The 24,756-nt window shown below is 28.6% G+C and carries 26 protein-coding genes and 2 pseudogenes; 21 read left to right on the plus strand and 7 right to left on the minus strand.

Features of this window, described 5'->3' with window-relative positions; translation table 11 throughout:
• Window positions 1-60 precede the first annotated feature (60 nt).
• Window positions 61-423 (minus strand): CoA-binding protein, encoded by a 363-nt coding sequence (locus N5A56_RS09300; protein ID WP_265725207.1) that lies wholly within the window; start codon window positions 421-423, stop codon window positions 61-63.
• Between the two features lie 96 nt (window positions 424-519).
• Here N5A56_RS09300 and N5A56_RS09305 point away from each other — a divergent pair, with 96 nt between their 5' ends.
• Window positions 520-1,380: a TonB-dependent receptor gene (locus tag N5A56_RS09305; RefSeq protein WP_274270364.1), complete on the plus strand. Its 861-nt coding sequence runs from the start codon at window positions 520-522 to the stop codon at window positions 1,378-1,380.
• 20 nt (window positions 1,381-1,400) lie between these two features.
• Window positions 1,401-2,975 carry an outer membrane beta-barrel family protein gene (locus N5A56_RS09310; RefSeq protein WP_274270365.1) on the plus strand — a complete coding sequence of 525 codons (1,575 nt, stop codon included), beginning with the start codon at window positions 1,401-1,403 and terminating at the stop codon, window positions 2,973-2,975.
• A gap of 101 nt (window positions 2,976-3,076) precedes the next feature.
• Here the strand turns inward: N5A56_RS09310 and N5A56_RS09315 are convergent, their stop codons facing one another.
• Window positions 3,077-4,084 (minus strand): 3-oxoacyl-ACP synthase III family protein, encoded by a 1,008-nt coding sequence (locus tag N5A56_RS09315; protein ID WP_265725209.1) that lies wholly within the window; start codon window positions 4,082-4,084, stop codon window positions 3,077-3,079.
• A gap of 111 nt (window positions 4,085-4,195) precedes the next feature.
• On the opposite strand from N5A56_RS09315, the gene N5A56_RS09320 reads away from it, so the two are divergent.
• Window positions 4,196-5,590: a Gfo/Idh/MocA family protein gene (locus tag N5A56_RS09320; RefSeq protein ID WP_265725210.1), complete on the plus strand. Its 1,395-nt coding sequence runs from the start codon at window positions 4,196-4,198 to the stop codon at window positions 5,588-5,590.
• A gap of 127 nt (window positions 5,591-5,717) precedes the next feature.
• Here N5A56_RS09320 and N5A56_RS09325 read toward each other — a convergent pair whose 3' ends face one another.
• A complete protein-coding gene (locus N5A56_RS09325) occupies window positions 5,718-7,286 on the minus strand; it encodes a GMC oxidoreductase (protein ID WP_265725211.1) in 1,569 nt (522 codons plus the stop codon).
• A 148-nt stretch (window positions 7,287-7,434) separates the two neighbouring features.
• Here N5A56_RS09325 and htpG point away from each other — a divergent pair, with 148 nt between their 5' ends.
• The 15 genes and pseudogenes from htpG to N5A56_RS09400 all read left to right on the plus strand — a co-directional run bounded on the left by htpG (window position 7,435) and on the right by N5A56_RS09400 (window position 19,519).
• The gene (gene htpG / locus N5A56_RS09330) at window positions 7,435-9,345 is read left to right on the plus strand and encodes a molecular chaperone HtpG (RefSeq protein WP_265725212.1); all 1,911 of its coding nucleotides are present in this window, start codon (window positions 7,435-7,437) and stop codon (window positions 9,343-9,345) included.
• An 89-nt stretch (window positions 9,346-9,434) separates the two neighbouring features.
• Complete coding sequence (locus tag N5A56_RS09335) at window positions 9,435-9,800, plus strand: hypothetical protein (RefSeq protein WP_265725213.1); 366 nt, start codon at window positions 9,435-9,437, stop codon at window positions 9,798-9,800.
• Window positions 9,801-9,878: 78 nt separating this feature from the next.
• Window positions 9,879-10,061 (plus strand): hypothetical protein, encoded by a 183-nt coding sequence (locus N5A56_RS09340; RefSeq protein ID WP_274270366.1) that lies wholly within the window; start codon window positions 9,879-9,881, stop codon window positions 10,059-10,061.
• Window positions 10,062-10,400: 339 nt separating this feature from the next.
• Window positions 10,401-10,808: a carboxypeptidase-like regulatory domain-containing protein gene (locus N5A56_RS09345; protein ID WP_274270367.1), complete on the plus strand. Its 408-nt coding sequence runs from the start codon at window positions 10,401-10,403 to the stop codon at window positions 10,806-10,808.
• 104 nt (window positions 10,809-10,912) lie between these two features.
• The gene (locus N5A56_RS09350) at window positions 10,913-11,818 is read left to right on the plus strand and encodes a transglutaminase domain-containing protein (protein ID WP_265725216.1); all 906 of its coding nucleotides are present in this window, start codon (window positions 10,913-10,915) and stop codon (window positions 11,816-11,818) included.
• Between the two features lie 117 nt (window positions 11,819-11,935).
• Entirely contained in the window at window positions 11,936-12,193 is a 258-nt protein-coding gene (locus N5A56_RS09355) for an RNA polymerase sigma factor (protein WP_274270368.1), read from the plus strand.
• Between the two features lie 59 nt (window positions 12,194-12,252).
• A pseudogene (locus N5A56_RS09360) lies at window positions 12,253-12,429 on the plus strand (RNA polymerase sigma factor); the annotation flags it as partial.
• Complete coding sequence (locus tag N5A56_RS09365) at window positions 12,413-13,054, plus strand: hypothetical protein (RefSeq protein WP_265725219.1); 642 nt, start codon at window positions 12,413-12,415, stop codon at window positions 13,052-13,054. The pseudogene N5A56_RS09360 and the gene N5A56_RS09365, both read left to right, overlap by 17 nt.
• A gap of 341 nt (window positions 13,055-13,395) precedes the next feature.
• Window positions 13,396-13,563: a hypothetical protein gene (locus tag N5A56_RS09370; protein WP_265725220.1), complete on the plus strand. Its 168-nt coding sequence runs from the start codon at window positions 13,396-13,398 to the stop codon at window positions 13,561-13,563.
• A 162-nt stretch (window positions 13,564-13,725) separates the two neighbouring features.
• Window positions 13,726-14,529: an SDR family oxidoreductase gene (locus tag N5A56_RS09375; protein ID WP_265725221.1), complete on the plus strand. Its 804-nt coding sequence runs from the start codon at window positions 13,726-13,728 to the stop codon at window positions 14,527-14,529.
• Between the two features lie 79 nt (window positions 14,530-14,608).
• Window positions 14,609-15,845 (plus strand): annotated as a pseudogene (locus tag N5A56_RS09380) (DEAD/DEAH box helicase).
• Between the two features lie 81 nt (window positions 15,846-15,926).
• Window positions 15,927-16,826, plus strand: a complete 900-nt coding sequence (gene ypfJ, locus N5A56_RS09385; protein WP_265725223.1) for a KPN_02809 family neutral zinc metallopeptidase — start codon at window positions 15,927-15,929, stop codon at window positions 16,824-16,826.
• Window positions 16,827-16,844: 18 nt separating this feature from the next.
• Window positions 16,845-17,360 carry a GNAT family N-acetyltransferase gene (locus tag N5A56_RS09390; RefSeq protein WP_265725224.1) on the plus strand — a complete coding sequence of 172 codons (516 nt, stop codon included), beginning with the start codon at window positions 16,845-16,847 and terminating at the stop codon, window positions 17,358-17,360.
• A gap of 156 nt (window positions 17,361-17,516) precedes the next feature.
• Complete coding sequence (locus N5A56_RS09395; RefSeq protein WP_265725225.1) at window positions 17,517-18,341, plus strand: sterol desaturase family protein; 825 nt, start codon at window positions 17,517-17,519, stop codon at window positions 18,339-18,341.
• A complete protein-coding gene (locus N5A56_RS09400) occupies window positions 18,338-19,519 on the plus strand; it encodes a nuclear transport factor 2 family protein (protein WP_265725226.1) in 1,182 nt (393 codons plus the stop codon). The genes N5A56_RS09395 and N5A56_RS09400 overlap by 4 nt, the downstream gene beginning before the upstream one ends.
• Window position 19,520: 1 nt before the next feature.
• On the opposite strand, the gene N5A56_RS09405 is transcribed toward N5A56_RS09400, so the two are convergent.
• From N5A56_RS09405 to N5A56_RS09415, 3 genes are all read right to left on the minus strand, one after another.
• A complete protein-coding gene (locus N5A56_RS09405) occupies window positions 19,521-19,829 on the minus strand; it encodes a hypothetical protein (RefSeq protein WP_265725227.1) in 309 nt (102 codons plus the stop codon).
• Between the two features lie 87 nt (window positions 19,830-19,916).
• The gene (locus N5A56_RS09410) at window positions 19,917-20,210 is read right to left on the minus strand and encodes an RNA polymerase sigma factor (RefSeq protein WP_337994841.1); all 294 of its coding nucleotides are present in this window, start codon (window positions 20,208-20,210) and stop codon (window positions 19,917-19,919) included.
• Window positions 20,211-20,212: 2 nt separating this feature from the next.
• Window positions 20,213-20,500 carry an RNA polymerase sigma factor gene (locus N5A56_RS09415; protein ID WP_274270369.1) on the minus strand — a complete coding sequence of 96 codons (288 nt, stop codon included), beginning with the start codon at window positions 20,498-20,500 and terminating at the stop codon, window positions 20,213-20,215.
• A 394-nt stretch (window positions 20,501-20,894) separates the two neighbouring features.
• Here N5A56_RS09415 and N5A56_RS09420 point away from each other — a divergent pair, with 394 nt between their 5' ends.
• From N5A56_RS09420 to N5A56_RS09430, 3 genes are all read left to right on the plus strand, one after another.
• The gene (locus N5A56_RS09420; RefSeq protein ID WP_265725229.1) at window positions 20,895-21,275 is read left to right on the plus strand and encodes a DUF6249 domain-containing protein; all 381 of its coding nucleotides are present in this window, start codon (window positions 20,895-20,897) and stop codon (window positions 21,273-21,275) included.
• A gap of 93 nt (window positions 21,276-21,368) precedes the next feature.
• The gene (locus N5A56_RS09425) at window positions 21,369-22,694 is read left to right on the plus strand and encodes a hypothetical protein (protein WP_265725230.1); all 1,326 of its coding nucleotides are present in this window, start codon (window positions 21,369-21,371) and stop codon (window positions 22,692-22,694) included.
• Between the two features lie 4 nt (window positions 22,695-22,698).
• Complete coding sequence (locus N5A56_RS09430) at window positions 22,699-23,274, plus strand: YdeI/OmpD-associated family protein (protein WP_265725231.1); 576 nt, start codon at window positions 22,699-22,701, stop codon at window positions 23,272-23,274.
• 4 nt (window positions 23,275-23,278) lie between these two features.
• Here N5A56_RS09430 and N5A56_RS09435 read toward each other — a convergent pair whose 3' ends face one another.
• Complete coding sequence (locus tag N5A56_RS09435) at window positions 23,279-24,739, minus strand: magnesium chelatase ATPase subunit I (protein ID WP_265725232.1); 1,461 nt, start codon at window positions 24,737-24,739, stop codon at window positions 23,279-23,281.
• Window positions 24,740-24,756 lie beyond the last annotated feature (17 nt).

Genomic DNA, 24,756 nt, shown 5'->3' on the forward strand with positions numbered 1-24,756 from the left:
TAAAATATTTTGAAAAGGAAAATTTGCTAACTACTATTTAACCAATCCAATTTTCTTTTTTTAATACTGATTTGTAGACAACAACACTAAAGTACAAGCAATTTCTGCTTCTATATTGCTCTCTTGCAATAATTGCACAAACTCAATATTTTCTGTTCCTGGATTAAAAATTACTCTTCTTGGTTTTAAACCAATTATATAATTATAATAATTTTCTTGTCTTTTAGAGTTTAAATATAATGTAACAGTATCTATGTTTTCATAATCTAGTTTTTCATCATCCACAACTACATTACCAACCTTACCTTTTCTCAACCCTAAAGCTCTTACTGGTAGGTTTTTATCTATTAACCTTTTAATAGCAATATTAGAATACCTATTCGGGTTTGTTGATGCTCCAATAACTAAAGTTACATTTTTCATAGTGTTAATATTACGTTAAAGACTGTTAATTCTAGTAACAAAGATAAACATTTGGACGTCTATAAGACATCAATAAAAAATAAAATCAACCAAAATATGAAGAAATTAATACTACTTATTATGTTAGTAATTACCGGAAACTCCTTTGCTCAACTAGCAAAAAATGAGCTTCCAAAACCAGGGTCTGTAACTGGAAAAGTAATTGACAATAAAACAAATGAAACTTTACCTTATGTAAATATAGTTGTTAGAGATATGGCTAAAAAAATTATTACTGGAGGTATTACAGATGATAACGGTATGTTTACTGTTAAAGATTTACCTAAAGGAAATAGCTTAGTTGAAGTACAATTTATGGGTTATAAAATTTATTCTAAAAAAATTAATATCTCAAATAAATCTAAAAAAATAAACCTAGGAACTATAAGACTTATTGAAGATGCGGCTACTTTAGATGAAATTGTTGTGAGAGCAGAAACCTCTACAGTAGTACAAAAAGTAGATAGAAAAGTTATTAATGTTGGTAAAGATTTAACCGCTACCGGTACAACAGCTTCAGAGCTTTTAAACAATGTACAATCTGTAAGTGTCGATAGCCAAACAGGCGGTATAAGTTTACGTGGAAACGAAAACGTAAGAATTTTAGTTGATGGTAAACCAACAAATATTTCTGCTGCTCAATTGTTAAAGCAAATTCCATCTACTTCTATAAAAAGTATCGAATTAATTACAAATCCCTCAGCAAAATACAATCCAGAAGGAATGAGCGGAATTATAAATATAATTTTAAATAAGAATGCAAATATGGGCTTTAATGGGTCTATAGATTCTGGTGTAACTGCAGGGCATTATGTACGTTATAATGCATCTACAAACATGAACTATAAAACAGGAAAAGTAAACTTTTTGGAAACTATGGTTACAATGGTGGTGATAATTATAACTATGGATTTGTAAACAGACCTAATGCTAATAGATTGCAAGATTTTGTTTTTAAAAACAAAAATAATTCTCACTTAGCAAAATTAGGAGCCGATATTTATTTAGATGATAAAAACACTTTATCTTTTTATACTACACAAAACTGGTTTACTGGTGGCGGAGATGGAAGAACTATCATTTCGGAAAATGGAACTGTATTAGCAATATCTCCATCAATTCAAAATCAAGAAAATAAAACTGGAGCTTATAATATAAATTATAAAAAAGAATTTGAAAAAGAAGGACATAATATTGAGTTTGAAGCCACGTATTCTGACACAAAGTCTCCTGAAGATGCAGAAAACTTAAATACATTAAGCAATACTGCTGATGCAGATTATAAAGCATTAAATTACTCAAACGATATTACAAGAAAAAGTAACAATACATTATTAAACTTAGATTATACGAATCCGGTTTCTAAAGAAGGAAAATTAGAATTAGGTTTAGAATATAGAGCAGATAATACTACAAACATAAACGCCACAGATCAAGAAATTGAAACTTTTGATGTAAACGGAAATAGTCAAGGTTTTTCTTTATTAGGTAATTCTGACTTTGAATATGATAGAAAAATATTTTCTGCCTATGCTAATTATGGCCATAAATTCGGGAAATTAACAATGCAATTAGGTGCTAGATTAGAGCAATTTGAAGTTGATGGGACTTTTAATCAAGACGGGCAAGTAACACAAAGTGTAAACGATGAAATTTTTAGCATTTATCCTTCTGCATTTTTCACTTACGCACCTTCAGATAAAAACCAATTTCAATTAAGTTATAGTAGAAGAGTTGATAGACCAGGAATTGGACAAGTTAATCCAATTAGAGAATGGAGTACTCCGCTAATTACTTCTATTGGTAATGCAGCTTTAATGCCACAATTTACAAACTCATTTGAGGTTAATTATACTCGTCAAATAAAAAATGGATCATTTACAGTTGGTTCTTTTTATAGAGCTATAAATGATAACATTTCTCGTGTAACTTATAAAGATCCTGCAGATCCTACAAATGTAAGACAGATTTTATCTTTTACTAATTTTGAAGATACAAGCGCTTATGGTTTAGAATTCTCTTTAAATTATAAAGTGGCAAATTGGTGGAGAATTAATTCTAGTATGGATTTCTATTCTCAAAAACAATTTGGAACAGTAGATTTAACCACAGCAAATGCACAAAGAGTAGAAGTTACAAACGAGGTATTTAACGGTAGAATCAGTAATAGTTTTAAAGTTTCTAAGAGATTAAATTTACAATTATTTGCAATGTATAGAGGACCTCAAGAAGACATACAATGGAAAACAAAAAATATGTGGATGGTTAATACGGGTGCAAGTTTAAAAGTTTTAAACGGTAAAGGAAGTATTAATTTTAGAGTAAATGATATTTTTCAAGGCATGAAATTTGCCTTTAATTCATCTAGCCCATTTGTACAAAACGGACAATTTAATTGGGAAAGCAGAACAGCTTATTTAGGTTTCAACTATAGGTTTGGTAATGGAAAAAACAGAGCAAAACAACGTAGACAAAGAGACGATAACACAAAACAAAGTGGTGGTGGTTTTTAATAATCATGCTCTAAAATAAATTCCCCAAAAAGTAAAAAGGTTTTGCAACAATGTTGCAAAACCTTTTTTATGCTTAAAAAACTAAATTAGAAACTGATATATTACCAACGTATAATAACAGAACCCCAAGTAAAACCACTACCAAAAGCAGCTAAAACTACTAAATCATTATCCTTTATCTTTCCTTTTTCCCAAGCTTCCGTTAAAGCAATAATTACAGAAGCGGCAGTTGTGTTACCATACTTCATTATATTATTATATACTTTATCGTCTGATAATTGAAATTTCTTTTGGATAAACTGTGCGATACGTAAATTTGCTTGATGCGGAATTAACATATCTATATCTTCTTTTTGTAAGTTGTTCGCTTCTAAACCTTCTATAATAGCTTCAGAGAAACGACCTATTGCGTGTTTAAACACAAATTGTCCATTCATATACGGATAATAAGAAACATCTTCAGGATCATTTTTTTCTAAAATTTCTGGCACCCATCTTTGAGTTGAAGGACCTTCTAAAACCAATTCTTTAGCATGTTTTCCTTCAGAATGCAGATGAGAAGATAAAATTCCTCTTCCTTTTTCTTCACTTCTAGATAAAACAGCAGCTCCTGCTCCATCTCCAAAAATCACAGTAACTCCTCTACCTCTTGTAGATCTTTCTAAACCTCCAGAATGGTTTTCTGCACCAATAACTAAAATGTTTTTATACATTCCTGTTTTTATAAATTGATCAGCAACAGACATAGCGTAAATAAACCCAGAACACTGGTTACGTACATCTAAAGCACCAATTGTTGGCATATCTAACATTTCTTGAACTTGAACTCCTCCTCCAGGAAAATACATATCTGGACTTAAAGTAGCAAAAACTATAAAATCGATATCGTCCTTTGTTAAACCAGCTCTTTCTATTGCAATTCTAGAAGCCTTTGCTCCCATTACTGCAGTAGTATCTTCTGTTTTTGGATCTATCCATCTTCTTTCTTTTATACCTGTTCTCTCTTGTATCCATTCATCAGATGTATCCATAAACTCCTTTAAATCATTGTTAGTTACAACGTTTTCTGGAACATAATACCCTAAACCAGTAATTTTTGAATTATACATAATATTTTGTGTGATTTTTTATTCTATCAATAAATTGAGCTATCAAACATACTAATTTATTTATACCTTTACAATAACAAATAACCCAAAATTTTAAAAATCAATAAAATAATGAATAGAAAAGACTTTTTATCTCTTTCTTCTAAGGCTGCAGTTTTCTTAGGTTTATCTGCAACAGCGATCTCTTGTAAAGAAGAAACCATAGAAAAAACAAATAATTTACTAAATAAAACAGCTAAAGGAACAGCTTTTGGCTTAAAATCTCCAAAAATTGATAACGTAAGAGTTGGTATTATTGGAGCCGGAAATAGAGGGCAAACTTTAATACAAATGTTCGACTGGCTGGTAAAAAACAACAATGCTACTATTGTTGCTATTTCTGATTTAAAAAAAGAAAAGACAGATAAACTTAATGCTCATTTACAAAAAACTCATGGTAAAACTGCAGAAGCTTATTATGGTAACCCAGATGAATGGAAAAAAGTTGCAGATAGAGACGATATTGATTTACTAATTATTGCAACTCCTTGGGAAATGCATACACCAATGGCTTTGTATGGTATGGAAAAAGGAAAACATGTGGCATCTGAAGTACCTATTGGTACTACTTTAGAAGATTGTTGGAAATTAGTAGAAACTGCAGAAAGAACTCAAAAACATTGTATGATGATGGAAAACTGTTGTTTTAACAATGAAGAATTGTGGGTTTTAAATATGGTAAATCAAGGTGTTTTTGGAGACTTAACACATGCAGAAGGTGCTTACATTCATGATTTGCGTATCCATTTGTTGGATGAAAAATATTATGAAGATCAATGGAGAATAAAACATCATTTAAACAAAGACGGAAACTTCTATACAACACACGGTTTAGGACCAATTAGTCAGTATATGGATATTGGTCGTGGAGATACTTTTGATCATGTAGTTTCTATGAGTTCTAGAGAAAAGAGCTTAAGTGATGCTGCAAAAAGTGCCGGAATTGATAAATTCTCTAACGTAAAATGTGGTGATATGAATACCACAATGATTAAAACCAAATTAGGCAAAACAATAATGCTACAATTTGATGTTCATACAGGTAGGCCTTATGATCGTTTAAATACTGTTGTAGGTACAAAAGCTGTACATGAAGGTTATCCTTCGAAATTATATATTAATGATGATGAATTGGCTTGGTGGGGACATAATTGGTTAGAAAAAGAGAAATATAAAGAATACAGAGAAAAATACAATCATCCGCTTTGGAGTAAATTAAAATCGCAAATTTCTGACAATTCTGTTGGCCATGGAGGAATGGATTTTGTAATGATTTATAGACTTATAAAATGTTTAAATCAAGGTTTGCCTTTAGATATAAATGTGTACGATAGTGTTCTTTGGAGTGCAATTACTCCATTATCAGAAATGTCTGTTGCACAAAATAGTTCATCTATTAAAGTTCCTGATTTTACAGGAGGAACATGGAAAAACAAGAACAAAACTGAAATGTTGAGAAATATTTAAAATGAGAAAAATGTCAGTTCAAGTGATTTTGAAAAACAAAAAATTATATCGAGAACTTTTTTTAATACTTAACAAGTATAAAATCTAAACAAAAAGTCACGAATTAAAGAAATTCGTGGCTTTTCTTTTATTCTTTACTCGGTATTTTACTCATCGCATATTCAGAAATTGCAGTAATCGATAAAGACGGATTTACTCCTGGGTTTGCAGAAATCATAGAACCGTCACAAACCATCATATTTTTATATCCGTAGACCTTACATTCTTTATCTATAACACCAATAGAATTATCTTCTCCCATAACTGCGCCACCTAAAATATGTGCTGTTGTTGGGCTTCCTAATAATACATCTGTAAAGTTTGCATACGGAATGGCTTTTATCATCTTACCAAATTTTTTACCTAAAGTTAATGCTTCTGGTATAAAAGCATTTGGCTTCCTCCCTTCTTCTGTTACCGTTTTCATTCTAGTAAACGATCCTTTTTTTATACGTAAAGTGCTGTCTAAAGTTTGCATAAACAACAATACTGTAGTTCTTTTCGCATAGTTTTTAGCAAAAAGCGTTTTTAAAAATAACAAGGGTTGTTTTAATATAATTCCGAACATTCCTAAAAGTCTAAATAGTACAAATTTGTTATGAATGGTTGGTATGGTTAATGTTCTAAAAAAACTTGAACCCTCTCCATAACGAACAGGTTCTAAATGACTGTTTTCATCAGTATGTAAAACAGAACCAATTGCAATTCCTTTAGAATAATCTTTATGATTCTTTTCGGTAGAAGTCATCACCAATAAAGATTCGTTATTTGTACGAATATTACACCCAACTTTGTCGGATAAATTTGGTAAACTCTTCTCTTTCAATTCTAATAATAACGGAACAGTTCCCATAACTCCGCCAGAAAAAATTACACCTTTTGCAGTTACTTTTCCTTTTAACTTCTTCCCAAGTTTTGACTTATATTTAATTGTATAACCGTCTGAACCATCTTTATCTCCTATTGGTGATACATTTACAACTTCTTTTTCTGCAATTATTTTTGCTCCTAATTGTTGTGCTAAATACAAATAATTTTTATCTAATGTATTTTTAGAATTATACCTACAACCTGTCATACAAGCACCACAATGCACACAACCAGTTCTATCTGGGCCTTTTCCATTAAAATATGGGTCTTTTACCGTCTTACCAGCTTCTCCAAAATATACAGCAACTTTAGAAGGCTCAAAATGATCTTCTTTACCTATTTCTTTTGCTAGTTGTTTTATTGCTAAATCTGATGCATCTAATTTGGGTGTTGTTTCTGCACCTAACATTCTATAAGCAGTATTATAAAAAGGACCTAAAGTAGTTTTCCAATCATTTAAGGTTGCCCAACTACCCGATTTAAAAAACTGCTCTTTTGGTATTGGTAAAGTATTCGCATATGTTAAAGAACCGCCACCTACACCAACGCCAGAAAGTACAGTAACATGGTTTAAAAAAGTCATCTTAAAAAAACCTTGTAAACCTACTTGAGGCATCCATAACCATTTTTTTAAATTCCAATTTGTTTTAGGAAAATCTTTAGCTTTAAACCATTTTCCTTTCTCTATAACCAGTACTTTATATCCTTTTTCTGATAAACGCAGCGCACTCACAGAACCGCCAAAACCACTTCCAATTATTACATAATCGTACTCTAAATTCGTCATAAAAGAAATTTCCAAATTGATAGATTCTAAATGTAGTAAAAAAACAGAAAACAGAAAGCAATTCTGTCATCTTGTCATAAATCTTTGTTTGGTATTTTTTTTGACTAATATTTATCACAAATAATAAATTTAATAAAACATACATAAAATGGCAAAAGGAAACATTAATGTATCGGTAGAAAACATTTTTCCACTGATTAAAAAATTCTTGTATTCAGATCACGAAATTTTTTTACGTGAATTAATTTCTAACGGAACAGATGCAACAACTAAGTTAAAACACTTAATTTCTATTGGTGAAGCAAAAACAGAGTTAGGAGATGCTAAAATTGAAATTAGTATTGATGAAGCTGCTAAGACAGTAACAATTAAAGATCAAGGTTTAGGAATGACAATGGATGAAGTTGAAAAATACATCAACCAAATTGCATTTTCTGGTGCTGAAGAATTTTTAGAAAAATATAAAGATGATAAAAACGAAACAGGTGTAATTGGGCATTTTGGTTTAGGTTTTTACTCTGCTTTTATGGTTGCTCATAAGGTAGATATCTTTACAAAATCTTTTAAAGATGCACCTGCTGCTCATTGGAATTGTGATGGTTCTCCTGAATATACACTAGTAGAACACGACAAAACTGACAGAGGTACAGAAATTGTTTTACACATTGCAGAAGATTCTTTAGAATTTTTAAAAGAAGAAAAAATTGGTGGTTTATTAAACAAGTACAACCGTTTTAACCAAGTACCAATTAAATTTGGAACTAAAGAAATTAACGATCCTGAGTTTACACCTGCAACTACAAAAGATGCTGAAGGTAAAGAAACTACAGAACCACATAAGCAAATTACTGTTGATAATATCATCAACAATACAAACCCAGCATGGACAAAAGCTCCTGCAGATTTAAATGATGAAGATTATACTAATTTCTACAGAGAATTGTATCCAATGCAATTTGAAGAGTCTTTATTTCATATTCACTTAAATGTTGATTATCCTTTTAACTTAACAGGAATTTTATTTTTCCCTAAGTTAACGCAGAACATGGATATGCAAAAGGATAAAATCCAATTGTATCAAAACCAAGTGTATGTAACGGATAATGTTGAAGGGATTGTACCAGACTTTTTACAGATGTTAAAAGGTGTTATCGATTCTCCAGACATTCCTTTAAATGTTTCTCGTTCTGGATTACAAGCAGACGGAGCTGTAAAGAAAATATCTGGTTACATTACTAAAAAAGTAGCAGATAAATTAGCTTCTTTATTCAAAAAAGACAGAGCAGATTTTGAAACTAAATGGAACGATATTAAAGTAATTATTGAATATGGAATGTTGTCTGAAGATAAATTCTTTGACAAAGCAAAGAAATTTGCATTATACCCAACTGTTGCAGATACTTATTTTACGTTTGATGAGTTCGTTGAAAAAACTAAAGACGCACAAACGGATAAAGATGGTAACCATGTTGTTTTATACACTTCTAACAAAGAAGCGCAACACAGTTATATACAAGATGCAACTGCAAAAGGTTACGAAGTTTTAGTATTAGATTCTCCTATTATTTCTCATTTAATGCAGAAATTAGAAGGGGGTGATGCTAAAGTGAAGTTTACAAGAGTAGATTCTGACTTTATTGATAACTTAATTAAGAAAGACGATAACGTAATTTCTAAATTAACAGATGCAGAAAAAGAAACTTTAAAGCCAATTATTGAAGCTGCTGTACCTAAAGAAACGTATACAGTTCAATTAGAAGCGATGGATTCTGCTGCTTCTCCTTTTTTAATTACAGTACCAGAGTTTATGCGTAGAATGAAAGAAATGCAAGCTTCTGGTGGTGGTGGAATGATGGGAATGGGTAATTTTCCAGACATGTATAACTTAGTTGTTAATACAAACAGTCCGTTAGTTTCTGATATTTTAAATAATAAAGATGAAGCTGCACAGAAAGGTTTAATTTCTCAGGCTTTTGATTTAGCTAAATTATCTCAAAACCTTTTACATGGTGAAGAGTTAACAAACTTTATTAAACGTTCTTACGAGCTAATTAAATAAGCAACATAGTTGCATTAAGTATTTAAGCCTCCTTGTGAAAACTTGGAGGCTTTATTATAAAACACTTTTTTAATATAAATAGATTTCTAATGCAATTAAAACATCTTTTTGTTTTTTTACTGATGTTCCTTCTTTCGGTTGCAGAATCTACTATTTATTGTCAAGAAAACACTTCTGATTATTATCAATCTTCTAAGTTAATTCTGCAGAAAAAAAGAAATTTTAAAAACACTAAATTTAGTGCTTATAAGTTTCATATAAAATCTTATCAAGATTTTATAGCGTTTTTCTTTAAAGTTATTCCCTTAAAATTTGTACTTAAAAAACAAATTCTACTTACTTTAAAAGTACAAAAGCAATTACATCAACATATTGCTTTATTAAACCTCCAACATACTTTCTTAATTAATAGAATTACTACAAGCAATTCTATTACCAATCTATACATAGCTTAGAAGCTTATATCAATTCTAAGCAAAAGCTGAAAAGCTACAAATGATAAAACAAATGTCTCATCAATTATCATTCTTATTATGTATAAACAGAAAAAAACATCACGTTTAGAAAAATCTAGACGACCAATATACTGGCTTAAAAGAAAAATTTTATTAATTACTACTGCATTAATGCTAGGTATGTCTAACTCCATAAACAACGAAGATAAATCCGTTTTTGAAAAAAACAACGAATTGAACAGCAAGATAAAAAATGATTAATCTGTTTTAAAAAGAGCTATTTAATATATTGTTAAACAGCTCTTTTTAAAATTTGAATTTCTATAAAAAAATCAACTAACTTCGTTTAATTCCTGATAAAATGAATTAAAACTCACATTATTATCATATTAAACGAACCTTCCATTTTTTTATAAACAGATCTTCTTAAAGTATTTAAAACTTAATTTATTTTAGTTAATTCGTATAATAAATTAATCAAGTTTTCGCTTTCACTAAATAAAATGTAACTTTAACCTTTAAAAACGAACTAGTTACTCATTTTCGTTTTTAACTTTTTTAATAAACCCATAAGTTTGAGGGAATTTAAAATATAACAATATGAAAACAAATAACACTTTCGCTGCAAACAAATCCGTATTTAGTGTACTAACTTTATTTTTTGCACTTTTCTTATTTACAAACTCTTTTCAGGCTCAAAGTATTACCGTTAAAGGAGTTGTAAAAGGTAAAACCACTTATGAAACCGAATTATTAGATGGTGCTAATATTTATTTAAAAGGTACAAAAGTTGCAACAGCATCTAACAAAAAAGGAGCATTTACTTTTCCTGAAGAATTAAAAATTGGAGACGTTTTAGTATTTTCTTATTTAGGTTATGTAAAAAAGAGAGTTAAAATAAAAAAGAATTCTACTTTTATAAATGTTGTTTTAGAAGAAGATGATAACCAAATGTTAGGTGCTTTAAATAGTAGTAAACGTTTTAAATCTAAACGTAAAAAACAATAACTAACAGATGCAAAAAGGCCTTTTTATACTTATACTTTTTGTAAACACTTGTTTCGCGCAACAATCTGACTTTAAAGATATAGATTTTACTAGAGCAGATTTAATTGCTAAATCTTACAAGAGTAAAAAAATTAGACCTTAATAAAATAACTTTTTCTCTTACTGAAAATTTAAAAACAGATGCAGAAAAATTAAGGGTTATTTATATGTGGATTTGCCACAACATAGCCAACGACTATAGATTATATGCTCTTAACGATAGAAAAAGAAAACGATTTAAAAATGATTCCATTCGTTTAAACGAATGGAATTCTCGTTTTAAAAAAGTACTTTTTAAAAAACTATTAAAGCGAAAAAAAACTATTTGTACTGGTTATGCTTATTTGTTAAAAGAAATGTGCAACATTGCAGATATAGAGGCTAAAATTGTAAATGGTTATGCTAGAACTACAGAGATTGATTTTGAAAAGTTAGTCTATCCAAACCACACTTGGAATGTTGTAAAACTTAATGATAAATGGTATTTGTGCGACCCAACTTGGTCTACAGGAACTTCTTATCCTGATGAAAATAAGTTTGTTTTTGACTATAATGATGGTTATTTCTTAACAGAACCTAACATTTTTATTAAAAATCATCTACCTGTATATCATTATAACAGTCTTTTACAGAAAAAAGTTCCTTCATTTAAAGAGTTTTCTGAAATGCCACTTTTATACGGAGAAGCTTATTTGGTTTTAAAAGAACATATTACTCCTAACAAAATGCATCATGAAATTAAGCAAAACGAAACGTTTCTTTTTAAATATCAACTAAAGAAAAAAATAGATTTAAATAAAGTGAAATTTATTTTTAGCAGTGCAAATGAAAAAACAATAAAACCAAAAATTACCTTACAAAAAGATTTTTTAACTTTACAACACACCTTTAAAAAAAGAGGCTTTTACGATGTACATCTTTATATAGAAAATAAAATTATAGCTACGTATACTTTTAAAATATATAAATAGGTCTTTATTTCTATAAAAAAAATGATTTCAAAAATTACATTCAGAAAAAAAATAAAAAAAACGAACTAAGGGTGTAATAATTATAAATTTCTAACACTAATTAAAAAAAGACAATTATTGAGCAGCGATTTTTACACAACTTCAATTGTACCCTATTCAGGTATAATTATTAAAATCTGTAGAGCATATACTGATTCTCAGGAAGATTTTGATGATTATTATCAGGAAGTCTGTTTGCAAATTTGGAAAAGTAAAGACCAATTTAGAGGAGATTCTAAATGGTCTACATGGATATATCGTTTGTCTTTAAATATATGCTTAACTCTTGTTAGAAAAAAGAAAAAACACGTCAGTTTTTTAACAACGATGCTGTAGAATTACAAGATGAAAGCGAAGATGCTTCAGCTTTTTCTAATGAAGATTTAAGTTTATTATACGCTGCAATTAAAAGATTATCAGAAATTGACAGAGCTGTAATTTTACTCTATTTAGAAGAAAAACCAAATAAAGAAATAGCAGAAATAATAGGAACTACACCAAATAATATTGGTGTACGAATTAACAGAATTAAAGAAAGGTTAAAAAAATTATTAGATGGAAAAATCAATTGAATCAATTTGGAAAGAAGGTTTTTTGGAGAAAAATGCTAATGTAGCTCCTAAAATCAATAATCTTTACAATAAAAAATCTATACATATTATAGACAAATTCAAGAGAATGTTTAAAATAAACTTAAACGCTTTAGTACTATTTTCTTTTTTAGTTCTTGGAGGTTCTTTTCTTGTAAAAATACCAATAATGGGTATTATGATGTTTATTCTTTTGAATGTATTGGTTTTTGTAAACAAAAAATTATTAAAAGGCTTAGAAAAAATAAATAAGAACGTAAGTAGTTATCAATACTTAAAATCTTTTGATGAATGGATGCAAGATCAAATTGCAATAAACATGAAAATGGCCAGATATATTTATCCTTACGTTTTTATTGCAATGGTTACCGGTTTTTGGTTTTCTGAACCTTTTAGAGAAACTATAGATAGAGTTTTTGGCAATTATCAACCAGATATGATGTTTGGTCTTCCAATATATTGGATAGTTTCCATGCTTGTTATCATAGTATTATTAGCCAAATTTGGAGGTAGAATTTATCTTTTAGATTTAAATATTGTGTATGGTCGAATCTTAAAAAAATTGGAAGAATTACTTTCTGATATGGAAGATTTAAGAAAAGAATAGTTTAAGGTGTAATATTTTTTGATTTCTAACACTAACTATATAAAGAACTAAATTATGAACATACAAAACACCAAAGATTTTTTAAAAATGAATTAAAAAAAGCAACTAACAAAAGAGAAATAAAAGTATACAAATCGTTTATTTCAATTCTTTCTAGTCTAGAAAATAAAGATTTTACTGAAAATCAATTATCAATAATTGAAAAAGGAATTAAAAGTTTAGATTTAAAATCGAATCCTACTCACAAGAGAAAATTTTACAGTAAAAAACTATCTATTTTTAAACAATTTTTAAAAAATGAATTCTCATTAATATCAGAAGGTTATTATACTGCTATTGGTATGAGTTTAGGTATGTCTTTTGGCGTAGCAATAGGCACAAGTTTTGGTGTAACAGGTAACTCTTTAGGTTTGGTAATTGGTATGGCTATTGGTTTAGCAATTGGGCGCCATAAAGACCAAGAAGCAGAAGCGCAAAATAAAGTTTTAAAAAACAGTCCTTTAAATTAAAATTTTAATACAATAAAGCTAAATAATAATTCAGCTTAAAATTATTAAAAACCAAACCTTTCAGTTAATACTGAAAGGTTTTTTCATTTTCTAAACTAATAAAGCAGAAGATTACACAATTATTGGTAATTTGCAACCACATTCAATTTCTAAAATTAACAAATGCAATTAAAAGATAAAACAGTTTTAATAACAGGTGGCGCATCTGGTATTGGTAAAATAATGGTTCGTTTAGCTTTAGAAAGAAATGCAAAAGTTGTTATTTGGGATATTGATAAAACAGGCATCGATAAAACCATCAAAGAATTTTCTACACTAGGTTCAATTACAGGTTTTGTTGTTGATGTTTCTAATGGTAATGAAATACAAGAAGTTGCTAAAAAAGTAAAAAAAGAAATTGGCTTTATTGATGTTTTAATTAATAATGCAGGAATTATTGTTGGTAAATACTTTCATGAACACACAACTTCTGAAATTAACAAAACAATGGATATTAATGCAAATGCACCGATGTTAATTACTTCCGAGTTTTTAAACGATATGTTACAACAAAATTCTGGTCATATCTGTAATATTGCTTCTTCTGGCGGATTAATATCTAACCCTAAAATGTCTGTTTATGTAGCAAGTAAGTGGTCTTTAATTGGTTGGTCTGATAGTTTGCGAATTGAAATGAAGCAACTAAAGAAAAATATTAATATAACTACAATAATGCCTTATTATATTAATACTGGAATGTTTGATGGTGTAAAATCTAAAATTCCAATTTTAGAACCAGAAGCAGCATCACTAACAATTATAAAAGCAATAGAAAAAAACAAAAAAATGATAACGATACCAGGATATATGTATCGTTTTGTAAAAATAGGACAAGCCACAATGTCTATTAACTTTTTTGATTGGTTTGCAGGTTCAGCTTTAGGCATTTACAAAACCATGGAGGTATTTACGGGTAGAAAAAAGTAAAAAAATCACTTTATAAAAAACGCTAAATTCCACAAAAACCATACTTACATTTAAACTACCTTTGCAATAAAAATATTAAATGCAGTTTTCTGAATTTCCTTTCAATAAATCGATCTTAAAAGCAGTTTCCGAAGAACGATTTCATACTCCAACTTTAGTACAAAAAAACAATTCCTTTAGTTTTAGCAAACAAAAACGTAATTGTTTCTGCGCAAACAGGTACAGGAAAAACTGCTGCATTTGCACTGCCTATTATTCAGTTGTTATTTGATAAAACAGGTTTAAAAGAAGAGGAAGGTAAAGAGATAAAGTCATTAATTATTACGCCTACTCGTGAGTTAGCAATACAAATTGCAGAAAACTTTAAAACCTATAGCAAATACACAAATTTAACAAGTACTGCCATTTTTGGTGGTGTTTCTCTTGAACCGCAAAAAGATATTTTAGCCGATGGTGTAGATATTTTAATTGCAACACCAGGTAGGTTAATAGACCTCTATTTACAAGGATTCATCGACTTAAGTCTTATTAAAATATTTGTATTAGATGAAGCAGATTTAATGCTAGATATGGGTTTTATAAACGACGTAAAAAAAATAGAACGTTTATGTCCTAAGAAAAAACAAACCTTACTTTTTTCTGCAACCATACCAGAAAAAATAGATGAGTTAGCAAAAACGATGCTTCAAAAATCTGTTAAGGTAGAAATAAATCCAGAAGAGACTACGGCAAAAAACATTGGGCAGTTATTATATTACCTTCCAAAAAAGAATAAAACCGATTTGTGTTTACAATTATTAAGAACCACAATTAATGGAAAAATAATAATTTTTAGACGCACAAAATTGGGTGTAGATAAGCTAGAACAAACACTACTTAAAAATGATTATAACGTAGTAAGTATTCATGGTGATAAATCGCAAGCAATTAGAAACAAAGCAATAGAAGATTTTAAAGACAAAAAAGCAACTATTTTAATTGCTACAGATGTTGCAGCACGTGGTATTGACATTACAAATGTAGATGCTATTATTAATTTTGACATACCAAATGTACCAGAAACGTATGTGCATAGAATTGGTAGAACTGGTAGAGCAGGTAAATCTGGAATTGCATTTTCTTTTTGCTCACCAGATGAAAATGCATACATTAAAACTATAGAAGCTTTAATTGAGAAAAAGATTAAGATTATAGACGATCATCCGTATATAATTAACAAACCAAAGCATAAAAAATTACAACCTAATACGGTTAGTAAAAACAAAAAAGGTAGAAAGTCTGAAAATTCTAAGAAGAATAAAAAACGCTGGTATTAAATAACATCCCTCTTTATTTTAAATAAAAACTTATAAATTAAAAAACGTAAATTTAAAATCTAAATTTTAAGAGATTCACTTATGAAATGGAAAGGTAGAAGCAAAAGTTCTAATGTAGATGATAGAAGAGGCATGTCTTCTGGTCGTTCTAACAGCGGTGGTGGTTTAGGCAGTTTAAGTCCAATGATAATTGGTTTATTACTAAAATTAATTACTACTAAAAAAGGGTTAATTATAGCAGCAATTGTTTTTGGTGTTATGTACTTTACTGGCAACAATCCTTTAAACTTTTTAACAGGTAATACAAATCAAGTTACCAATACTACAAATTATAAGGGTTCTGCAAAAGAAAACGAATTAGCAGATTTTAGCTCTGTTATTTTAAAAAACACAGAAGAAATCTGGAATGGTCTTTTATCAAATTACAGAGAACCAACTTTAGTTTTATTTACAAATTCTGTTTCTTCCGCTTGTGGTTCTGCTTCTAGTTCTACAGGTCCTTTTTATTGTCCTGCAGACGAAAAACTATATATCGATTTAAGCTTTTTTCAAGAAATGGAAACTCGATTAAATGCTCCTGGAGATTTTGCACAAGCATATGTTATTGCGCATGAAGTTGGACATCATATTCAAAATATTACTGGCATAAGTGATAAAGTACAGAGAATGCGAGGTAAAGTAAGCCAAACCGAATACAATAAATACTCTGTAAAATTAGAATTACAAGCAGACTTTTTAGCGGGTGTTTGGGCACATCATTCTCAGAAAATGAATCAAATAATGGACAAAGGAGATTTACAAGAAGCATTAAACGCTGCTTTTGCTATTGGTGATGATCGTTTACAAAAACAATCTAGCGGTAGAGTTGTACCAGATTCTTTTACACATGGTACTTCTGCACAAAGAATGCGTTGGTTTACAAAAGGTTTTGAAACCGGTGATGTGAACCAAGGTGATACATTTACTGCTTCATCACTTTAATGATAATATTTAAATTACATGCATACCATTAGAAAAGCTACCATTACAGATGCTAAAAAGTTAGCAGAAATTGCAAAAGCTTCATTTTTAGTGGCACATGGTCATTCTGCTCCTAAAAAAGATATAGACAACTACGTCGCTAAAAACTTTAAAGAATTAAATTTTCAACAAGAATTAGAAAACCCAAAAAATTTATATTTTTTAATATATTCTGATGATAAAATTGCAGGATATTCTAAACTTATTTTAAATTCTGCCAATGAAAACGTAGCTGATAAAAACATAGCTCAAATGAGTAGATTGTATTTATTAGAAGAATTTTATGGATTAAGTCTTGGCAAAGAGTTATTCAATTTTAATGTTGCTTTTTCTAAGCAAAATAATCAAAAAGGAATTTGGTTAGCAGTTTGGATTGAAAACCAAAGAGCTATTAAATTTTACACAAAAATGGGTATCAAAAAAGTAGGAAGTTTTGATTATGAAATCTCTGAAGCAAATTCCAATCCTAATCATATTTTATTTTTAGAATTTTAGTTTTAATCAATAAATACTTACAGACACTTATTTTTTTCACTTACCTTTTACATTCTTAAATTGCTATAAAGTAACCTTTTTTGTTTAATAGAAAAAGTAAAATTCGTTGGGCATAGAAAATTCTGTATCTTACAATCCGTTAATTATAATTTTACAATGGAAAACTTATTAAACTTTTTTGAAACGATGCCTTCGTGGCAGAAATTATTGTGGATTTTCATTTGCATTTCAGCAAATTGGATTGTAGAATTAATTATTCCATTAGTAAAATTTGAGTACAAAAAATGGAAACACGCTGGTGTTAACCTCGTTTTTCTTGCAATGGATTTAAGCATTAATCTATTATTCGGAATTTTAACTCTAGGTATTTTTACTTGGTTATCTACCAATCAAATTGGATTATTAAATATGATTGATTTACCTATTTGGGTAGAATTACTAATTGCAGTTATGGCTTTAGATTTTACGGCTCAATATTTTGTGCATTATCTTTTACACAAAGTACCATTTATGTGGCGTTTTCACATGATACATCACTCAGACACAACAGTAGACGCAACAAGTGCTACAAGACATCATCCAGGAGATTATTTAATGAGAGAAGTTTTTGCTTTAGTCGTTATTTTAATATTCGGAATACCACTAGCCTATTATCTATTTTATAGAATGGTAACTGTGTTTTTTGCATATTTTACACATGCTAATTTTTACATACCAAAAACCTTAGATAAGATTTTAAGTTTGGTTTTTGTAACACCAAATATGCACAAGTTTCATCATCATTTCGAAATGCCTTGGACAGATACTAATTTTGGGAATATTTTTTCTTTTTGGGATCGAATTTTCGGGACTTTAACCTATGAAGATCCTAAAAAAGTGCAATTTGGATTAGATTTATTAGATAGTACTAAAGATCAAGATATTATGTATCAACTAAAAGTTCCTTTTAATAAAGATATTAAACTTACAACTGATAAATGAATCGATTAATTCTTCTTTTTTTAGGTATTTCAACAACCTTATTTTGTCAAAAAAATACAGAAATACATGTTTTTGATATTTTATTAGATGATGAAAATTATCTATTAAAAAACGGAAAAAACATTTCTAATAATGAAGGATATGATAGTCAACCCTTTTTTTATGACTTAGAAAAAATTCTTTACGCTTCTAATAGAAATGGAAATACAGAGATTGTTTTAACAAATATAAATTCGGAGTCAAAAACGGCTAACATAAGATCAAATACACCAAATGGAGGCGAATATTCTCCTCAGAGAATACCTAATTCTAGTCAATTTTCTGCAGTTCGTTTAGATAATGATGGTTTACAACGTTTTTATAAATACGATAGAAAATCTAAAAAAAGCACAGAACTTATTCCTGATTTAAAAGTAGCTTATCCTGCTTGGTTTGATAAAAACACTGTAATTGCTGTTTCAATTGTAAACGACTCTCTAGAACTCTTTGTTTGTGATTTAAAAAAGAAAACAAACCTTTCTGTTTCTAAAAATGTTGGTCGTTCTGTTCATAGAATTCCTAATTCTAATTTAGTAAGTTTTATCAGTAAAGAAAATAAAAAATATTGGTTAGTTAAATCTCTAAATCCTATTACTAAAGAGATTAAAACAATAACCTCTGTTGGTTTATCTGAAGATGTTACTTGGTTACCAAATGGAATTTTACTTATATCTAAAGGAAATTCTATTTATAAATTTAATCCGAAAAAAGACAAATACCCAAGCTTATTTTATAGTTTTATTGATGAAAACATTACTAATATTTCTAGAATTGCTGTTAATAAAAACGGAACAAAACTAGCCTTAGTTGCAGAAGTTTCTCCTGAGTATTTAGCACAAGAACAATTAGATGGATATAATAATAGAGATATTGATGCTTTTTTAAAGCCTTATGCAAAAAATGTAAAAGTATATCGTTTTCCTAACAAACTAGATTATGAAGGTTTGGATACTATGCGAAATAGATATGAAAGTTATTTTAAAAACACAACCGATTTAAATTGCAAATTAATTAAACGAATTGTACACAAAGACCAAGTTATAGATCATGAATTAGTAACTGCAAACGGAAGAACTTTTAAAGCAGTTGCAATTTATAAAATGAAAAACGGTAAAATTGCATCTGTTACTTTTTTATAAACTACTCAAAACGTTTGTTCAAATGGTTTTTTAAGAAAAACACTTGTGCAATAAGCATTAATCCGAATAAAAAAATTGCGTATAATACAGTATTTGAAACTGCAAAACTTTCTAAAACATTAGGTATTTGTATTTTTTCTATAAATGAAAAATCTAATTCTGGCATTGTAAATAAAGGCTTCTCTTGAGATTTAAAAGGGATTAAAACTACAGCTAAAACAATACTTAAAATTACAAACCAAGCTTTTTTAGATATTAATGCTTTTGAATTTAATACACTTTTAGAATTTTCTAAAACAATTGCGCTCATTAAAGAAGTAGTAAAATCTTTAGAAGGGCTTTCTTCTTTAATTTCTTGTATATACTTTTTAGCAAAAGTATCTAGCTCTATATTTTTTTATTTTCTTCCATAATGATTAATTAATTCTGGTTCTACATTTTCTTCTACGATAGCTAATAATCTTTTTCTTGCTCTATATAATTTTACTTTTAAATTAGCTTCAGATAAATTGGTTACCTCAATAATTTCCTTTAAACTTAATTCATCAAAGTAAAACATCCAAAGTATAGAGCGTTCTTCTTCTGGCATTTTTAATAAACAATCGTTCATTACTTTTGCCCTTTCCTTTCTTTCTATTCCTTGTAAAATATTATCAACAGATTTTATCTGATTATATGTTATCTCATTAATTTCTAATGAATTATTATGATTTTTATTTTTTTAATAGCATCTAAACACGCATGATACGCTATTCTGTACAACCAAGTACTAAACTTAGAATCTCCTTTAAACTTATGTAAGTTCTTAAAAGCTTTTACAAATGTATCTTGACTAATTTCTTCTGCTTCCTCTCTATTTTTAGTCATTTTAAAAGCCAAACTAAACACCATATTTTTATAGGTATCAACAAGATAAGCAAACGCATTTGTATCTCCATTGATGACTTTATTAATATATAGTTGGTCTTTAGTTGTAGTCATTTTACCTTTGACTGATAAACATTATCATAGGTTACAATATTTATTGATTTTTTTAAAATAATATTTTTTTAGATCATTTACTAAATTATTCCTTTTGTGTATTTTGATGAAACTCTGTCAATTCGAGTGAATTTTAAGACTGAAATGAGTAAAATTTGTATCGAGAACAGGAATTTTAGCTTATAAATTAGTTCTCGTTACAATTTTTCGTTCCTTAAAATCACCCGAACTGACATTCTTTTATGTTTTAAACTCAAAAAACACAACTGGTTAAGTTACATTAAATAACAGGAATTAAGTTCTTAGAAAAAAAACTAATTTATTGTAACCTTTATTTAAATGCAATCGTCAAAGCTACAAACACAATAAAATTAATCATTTAAAACAATAAATTATGGAAGTAGCAGTTTTAGCAGTAATATTTGGAAGCATTTTTGGAGTATTTTATTTATATTTTTCTACAAGAAATAAAGAACGTTTAGCATTAATAGAGAAAGGTGCAGATGCAAGTATCTTTATGTCTAGTAAAAAAAGAAATGCTGCTCCTTTTTGGAAAATTTTAATTTTAAACTTAGGATTATTAGCAGTAGGTATCGGTTTTGGAATTTTGTTAGGGTCGCTACTAAGTTATAACTTTGGTTATAGTGGAAACTACCAAGACAGACCAACAAACTATATTAGTTCAGAAACTTTGTATGCAGCATCAATCTTTTTATGTGCAGGAGCATCTCTATTAATCGGTTTTAATATTACAAAAAAATTAGATCAAGAATAAATAAAAAATCTATCTCAATTTTAAACCATTTCATTTTTATATGAAGTGGTTTTTTTTAAAAAAGTCTGTATCTTTAGAAAAATATTTGTTTTAATGAGTAACGATTATAAAGATAGTAAGTTTAAAGAACTACTAAATAAATTACAACAAGAAAGTTGGCAACTAGAATTATTAATTTCTGGTTTTGCTATTTTTGGATTAATTTCTGCACTACCTCATTTAACAACTGCACTAAATATTGCAAAAAACGAAGCTCAACCCTATGCTTTAGCCATATTGTACATTGCTTTCATATCTTGTTCTATTTTAATTTTCAATTTATTAATTCACGTAATCTTAAGAGGTTTATGGATCGGAGCCTTGGGTTTGCGTTATGTTTCTGGAGATATTGAATTCGAAAAATTAAATTACACTAATAAGTTTACAAATCATTTAAAAAAGAAAATTGTTTCTTTTGATAGATATATTGCTCGTTTAGAAAATTACTGTAGCGTAATGTTCGCAGTATCTTTCTTATTAATTTTCTATGTAATTTCAATTTTTCTGTTAATTTTATCAATTGTAATTGTAGCTAAACTTATCGTAGATAATGATAATATACAAATAGACTTCAGACAAATAATAGGAATACCAATATTGGTATTTTTATCAATTGGGGCAATACTTGTTTTTATAGATTTTTTTACCCAAGGTTATTTAAAAAAGAAAAAATGGCTTTCAAAAATATACTTTCCGTTTTATTGGGTTTTTAGCTATATAACGCTTACTTTTTTATACAGACCACTTGTTTACAACTTTTTAGATAATAAATTTACAAGAAGAATTAGTTTTTTCTTGGTACCATCTTACATTGCAATTTTATTTTTAATCTCATTTAAAAACAGTAAAACTAATTATTTAGAATCTGCAAAATTTGTATCAGAAGCTTATATAAATGATAAAAATTATGAAGATTTATTAATTAAGGATGATGACTTTGCAAAAATAGCAACCATACAATCTAAAGTAATAACAGAACCTTATCTTAAGGTTTTTAAAGTATTTAATGAAAACTTAGAAAATCAGATTTATAATTTTCATCCTTTATTAAAACCAAAAAAAGATCGTAGAGGTTTATCAACAGATATTATAATGTTTGATTCTACTAGCTCTTTAAGAGAACGAGATAGTTTATTAAATAAGTATTTAGAAATCTTTAATAAAACGCATAAAGTATATTTAGATTCTGTAAAATTTGAGTCTGCTTTTTTAATTTCTGAAAACAAAAAAAATCAAAAAGGTTTTGAAGCTTATATTGGTATTAAAAACATTTCTGAAGGGAAGCATATTTTAAAAATGAAACGCTTAGTAAAGAAGAAAAAAGATACTATTCTTGTTACAGATATAAATATTCCTTTTTGGTATTATAAAAACAATTAATGTAGTGAATACAAAACCAGAACTTTATTTTAAAAATGATGTTGAATGGCGTAATTGGCTGTCTAAAAACTATAATTCTTCAATAGGAATTTATTTAATTTTTTACAAAGTAGAAAATGATGAAGAATCTATGAGATGGGAAGAAGCTGTAAAAGTTGCTTTGTGCTATGGTTGGATAGATTCTACCGTAAAAAGTTTAGGAAATGGTAAGAGAAGGCAATATTTCTGCAGAAGAAATCCTAAAAGTATTTGGAGTGCGCTCAATAAAAAATACATTAAAGAATTAACTAAGAATAATTTAATGCACAAAAGCGGATTAGAGATCATTGAAATAGGCAAAAAAAATGGTTCTTGGTTTGCGTTGGATGCTGTTGAGAAAGGCATAATTCCAGAAGAATTACAAACGGAATTTGATAAAAATAAAATAGCTTTTACAAACTACCAAAATTTTGCTCCTAGTTACAGAAAAAGTTATTTATACTGGTTACAACAAGCAAAAAGAGATACCACAAGAAAAAACCGAATTAAAGAAATAATTCGGTTGTGTGAAGAGAATATTAAATCTCGTGATAATTGGTAAACAACTATAATCCATTCATAAAGCTCCCATAAGGATCTCTAAATTGAGTGCCTTCTGTAAAACGATGTTTACTTAGTTTTTTAAACTCTACCAATGCCCACAAAATAAATTCTTTTATAAAATATGCGTCACTTTTTTTAATATTTGGTTGATATTTTGCTATAAATACTTCTAAAGGTTTTATTTTATCAAGTTCCAATTTGTATCTTGTTTCAGAAAATTCGTCTAAAAGTTCAAAATCTTCATCAAAATTAAAAAACCAAGAAACAATAGCATCATAAGGAGATTCGTCTTCTTGCTTTTCTAATTTTTTAATCACAGGAAAATAAGTAGGAAATAATGTTTTTATTGCTCTTCTAATTAAAGTTTCTGCAACAACTTGTGCTCCTTCTTGTTCGCCTTCGTAAACCAATTCTACTTTACCTGTAATTGCTGGTATAATTCCGTCAAAATCATTTAAACGAATCATAGTTTCAGAATCACCAGATAAAATGACTCTTCTTTCTGCAGTACTTAATAAATTCTCGTAAGCAGAAATACTTAAACGTGCACTCACGCCACTTTTAGCATCAATGTATTCGCTTTCTCTTGCTTCAAAAACAATTTGTTCTAACAAGTCTTTTGCCAATTCTGGCACTTGTATAAAATCTTGTTTTATGTTTTTCGCTTCTTGCTGTGTAATAGTTTTAGCAGTTTCAATATCCTCTGGATAATGTGTTAAAATCTGTGAACCAATTCTATCTTTTAAAGGTGTAACAATACTACCTCTATTGGTATAATCTTCAGGATTTGCTGTAAATACAAACTGCATATCTAAAGGCAAACGCAATTTAAAACCACGTATTTGAATATCGCCTTCTTGTAAAATATTAAACAAAGCCACTTGAATTCTAGCTTGTAAATCTGGCAATTCATTAATTACAAAAATACATCTGTTTGCTCTTGGAATCATTCCATAATGGATAACTCTATCATCTGCATAACTCAACTTTAAATTGGCCGCTTTAATAGGATCTACATCACCAATAATATCTGCAACAGTAACATCTGGAGTTGCCAATTTTTCTGCAAAACGCTCACTTCTATGCAACCAAAAAATCGGAGTTTCATCTCCTTTTTCTTTGATCAATTCTATTGCAAATCTTGAAATCGGATTTAAAGGATCATCGTTAACCTCAGAACCTTTTACAACAGGTATGTATTCATCTAACAAATCGACCATCAACCTTGCCAAACGTGTTTTTGCTTGACCTCTTAATCCTAATAAATTAATATTATGTCTACTTAAAATTGCTCTTTCTAATTCAGGAATTACTGTGTTTTCATAACCATGAACACCTTTAAAAACAGTTTCTTTATTCATCATTTTACTGATGAGATTTTCTCTCAGTTCGTCTTTTATAGACTTTGATTCATAACCTGCTTCTTTTAATTCTCCTATAGTTGTAATTTGTTGTAAATTCATTTTTATCTTATCTCTCT

Source organism: Polaribacter ponticola, from assembly GCF_026191475.2.
Classification (GTDB): Bacteria; Bacteroidota; Bacteroidia; order Flavobacteriales; family Flavobacteriaceae; genus Polaribacter; species Polaribacter ponticola.

Bases quoted from the DNA above. Each gene is read 5' to 3' on its own strand.
- N5A56_RS09300 (WP_265725207.1), bottom strand. From the start codon at position 423: ATGAAAAATGTAACTTTAGTTATTGGAGCATCAACAAACCCGAATAGG.
- N5A56_RS09305 (WP_274270364.1), top strand. From the start codon at position 520: ATGAAGAAATTAATACTACTTATTATGTTAGTAATTACCGGAAACTCC.
- N5A56_RS09315 (WP_265725209.1), bottom strand. From the start codon at position 4,084: ATGTATAATTCAAAAATTACTGGTTTAGGGTATTATGTTCCAGAAAAC.
- N5A56_RS09320 (WP_265725210.1), top strand. From the start codon at position 4,196: ATGAATAGAAAAGACTTTTTATCTCTTTCTTCTAAGGCTGCAGTTTTC.
- N5A56_RS09325 (WP_265725211.1), bottom strand. From the start codon at position 7,286: ATGACGAATTTAGAGTACGATTATGTAATAATTGGAAGTGGTTTTGGC.
- htpG (WP_265725212.1), top strand. From the start codon at position 7,435: ATGGCAAAAGGAAACATTAATGTATCGGTAGAAAACATTTTTCCACTG.
- N5A56_RS09335 (WP_265725213.1), top strand. From the start codon at position 9,435: ATGCAATTAAAACATCTTTTTGTTTTTTTACTGATGTTCCTTCTTTCG.
- N5A56_RS09340 (WP_274270366.1), top strand. From the start codon at position 9,879: ATGTATAAACAGAAAAAAACATCACGTTTAGAAAAATCTAGACGACCA.
- N5A56_RS09345 (WP_274270367.1), top strand. From the start codon at position 10,401: ATGAAAACAAATAACACTTTCGCTGCAAACAAATCCGTATTTAGTGTA.
- N5A56_RS09365 (WP_265725219.1), top strand. From the start codon at position 12,413: ATGGAAAAATCAATTGAATCAATTTGGAAAGAAGGTTTTTTGGAGAAA.
- N5A56_RS09370 (WP_265725220.1), top strand. From the start codon at position 13,396: ATGAGTTTAGGTATGTCTTTTGGCGTAGCAATAGGCACAAGTTTTGGT.
- N5A56_RS09375 (WP_265725221.1), top strand. From the start codon at position 13,726: ATGCAATTAAAAGATAAAACAGTTTTAATAACAGGTGGCGCATCTGGT.
- ypfJ (WP_265725223.1), top strand. From the start codon at position 15,927: ATGAAATGGAAAGGTAGAAGCAAAAGTTCTAATGTAGATGATAGAAGA.
- N5A56_RS09390 (WP_265725224.1), top strand. From the start codon at position 16,845: ATGCATACCATTAGAAAAGCTACCATTACAGATGCTAAAAAGTTAGCA.
- N5A56_RS09395 (WP_265725225.1), top strand. From the start codon at position 17,517: ATGGAAAACTTATTAAACTTTTTTGAAACGATGCCTTCGTGGCAGAAA.
- N5A56_RS09400 (WP_265725226.1), top strand. From the start codon at position 18,338: ATGAATCGATTAATTCTTCTTTTTTTAGGTATTTCAACAACCTTATTT.
- N5A56_RS09405 (WP_265725227.1), bottom strand. From the start codon at position 19,829: ATGAGCGCAATTGTTTTAGAAAATTCTAAAAGTGTATTAAATTCAAAA.
- N5A56_RS09415 (WP_274270369.1), bottom strand. From the start codon at position 20,500: ATGACTACAACTAAAGACCAACTATATATTAATAAAGTCATCAATGGA.
- N5A56_RS09420 (WP_265725229.1), top strand. From the start codon at position 20,895: ATGGAAGTAGCAGTTTTAGCAGTAATATTTGGAAGCATTTTTGGAGTA.
- N5A56_RS09425 (WP_265725230.1), top strand. From the start codon at position 21,369: ATGAGTAACGATTATAAAGATAGTAAGTTTAAAGAACTACTAAATAAA.
- N5A56_RS09435 (WP_265725232.1), bottom strand. From the start codon at position 24,739: ATGAATTTACAACAAATTACAACTATAGGAGAATTAAAAGAAGCAGGT.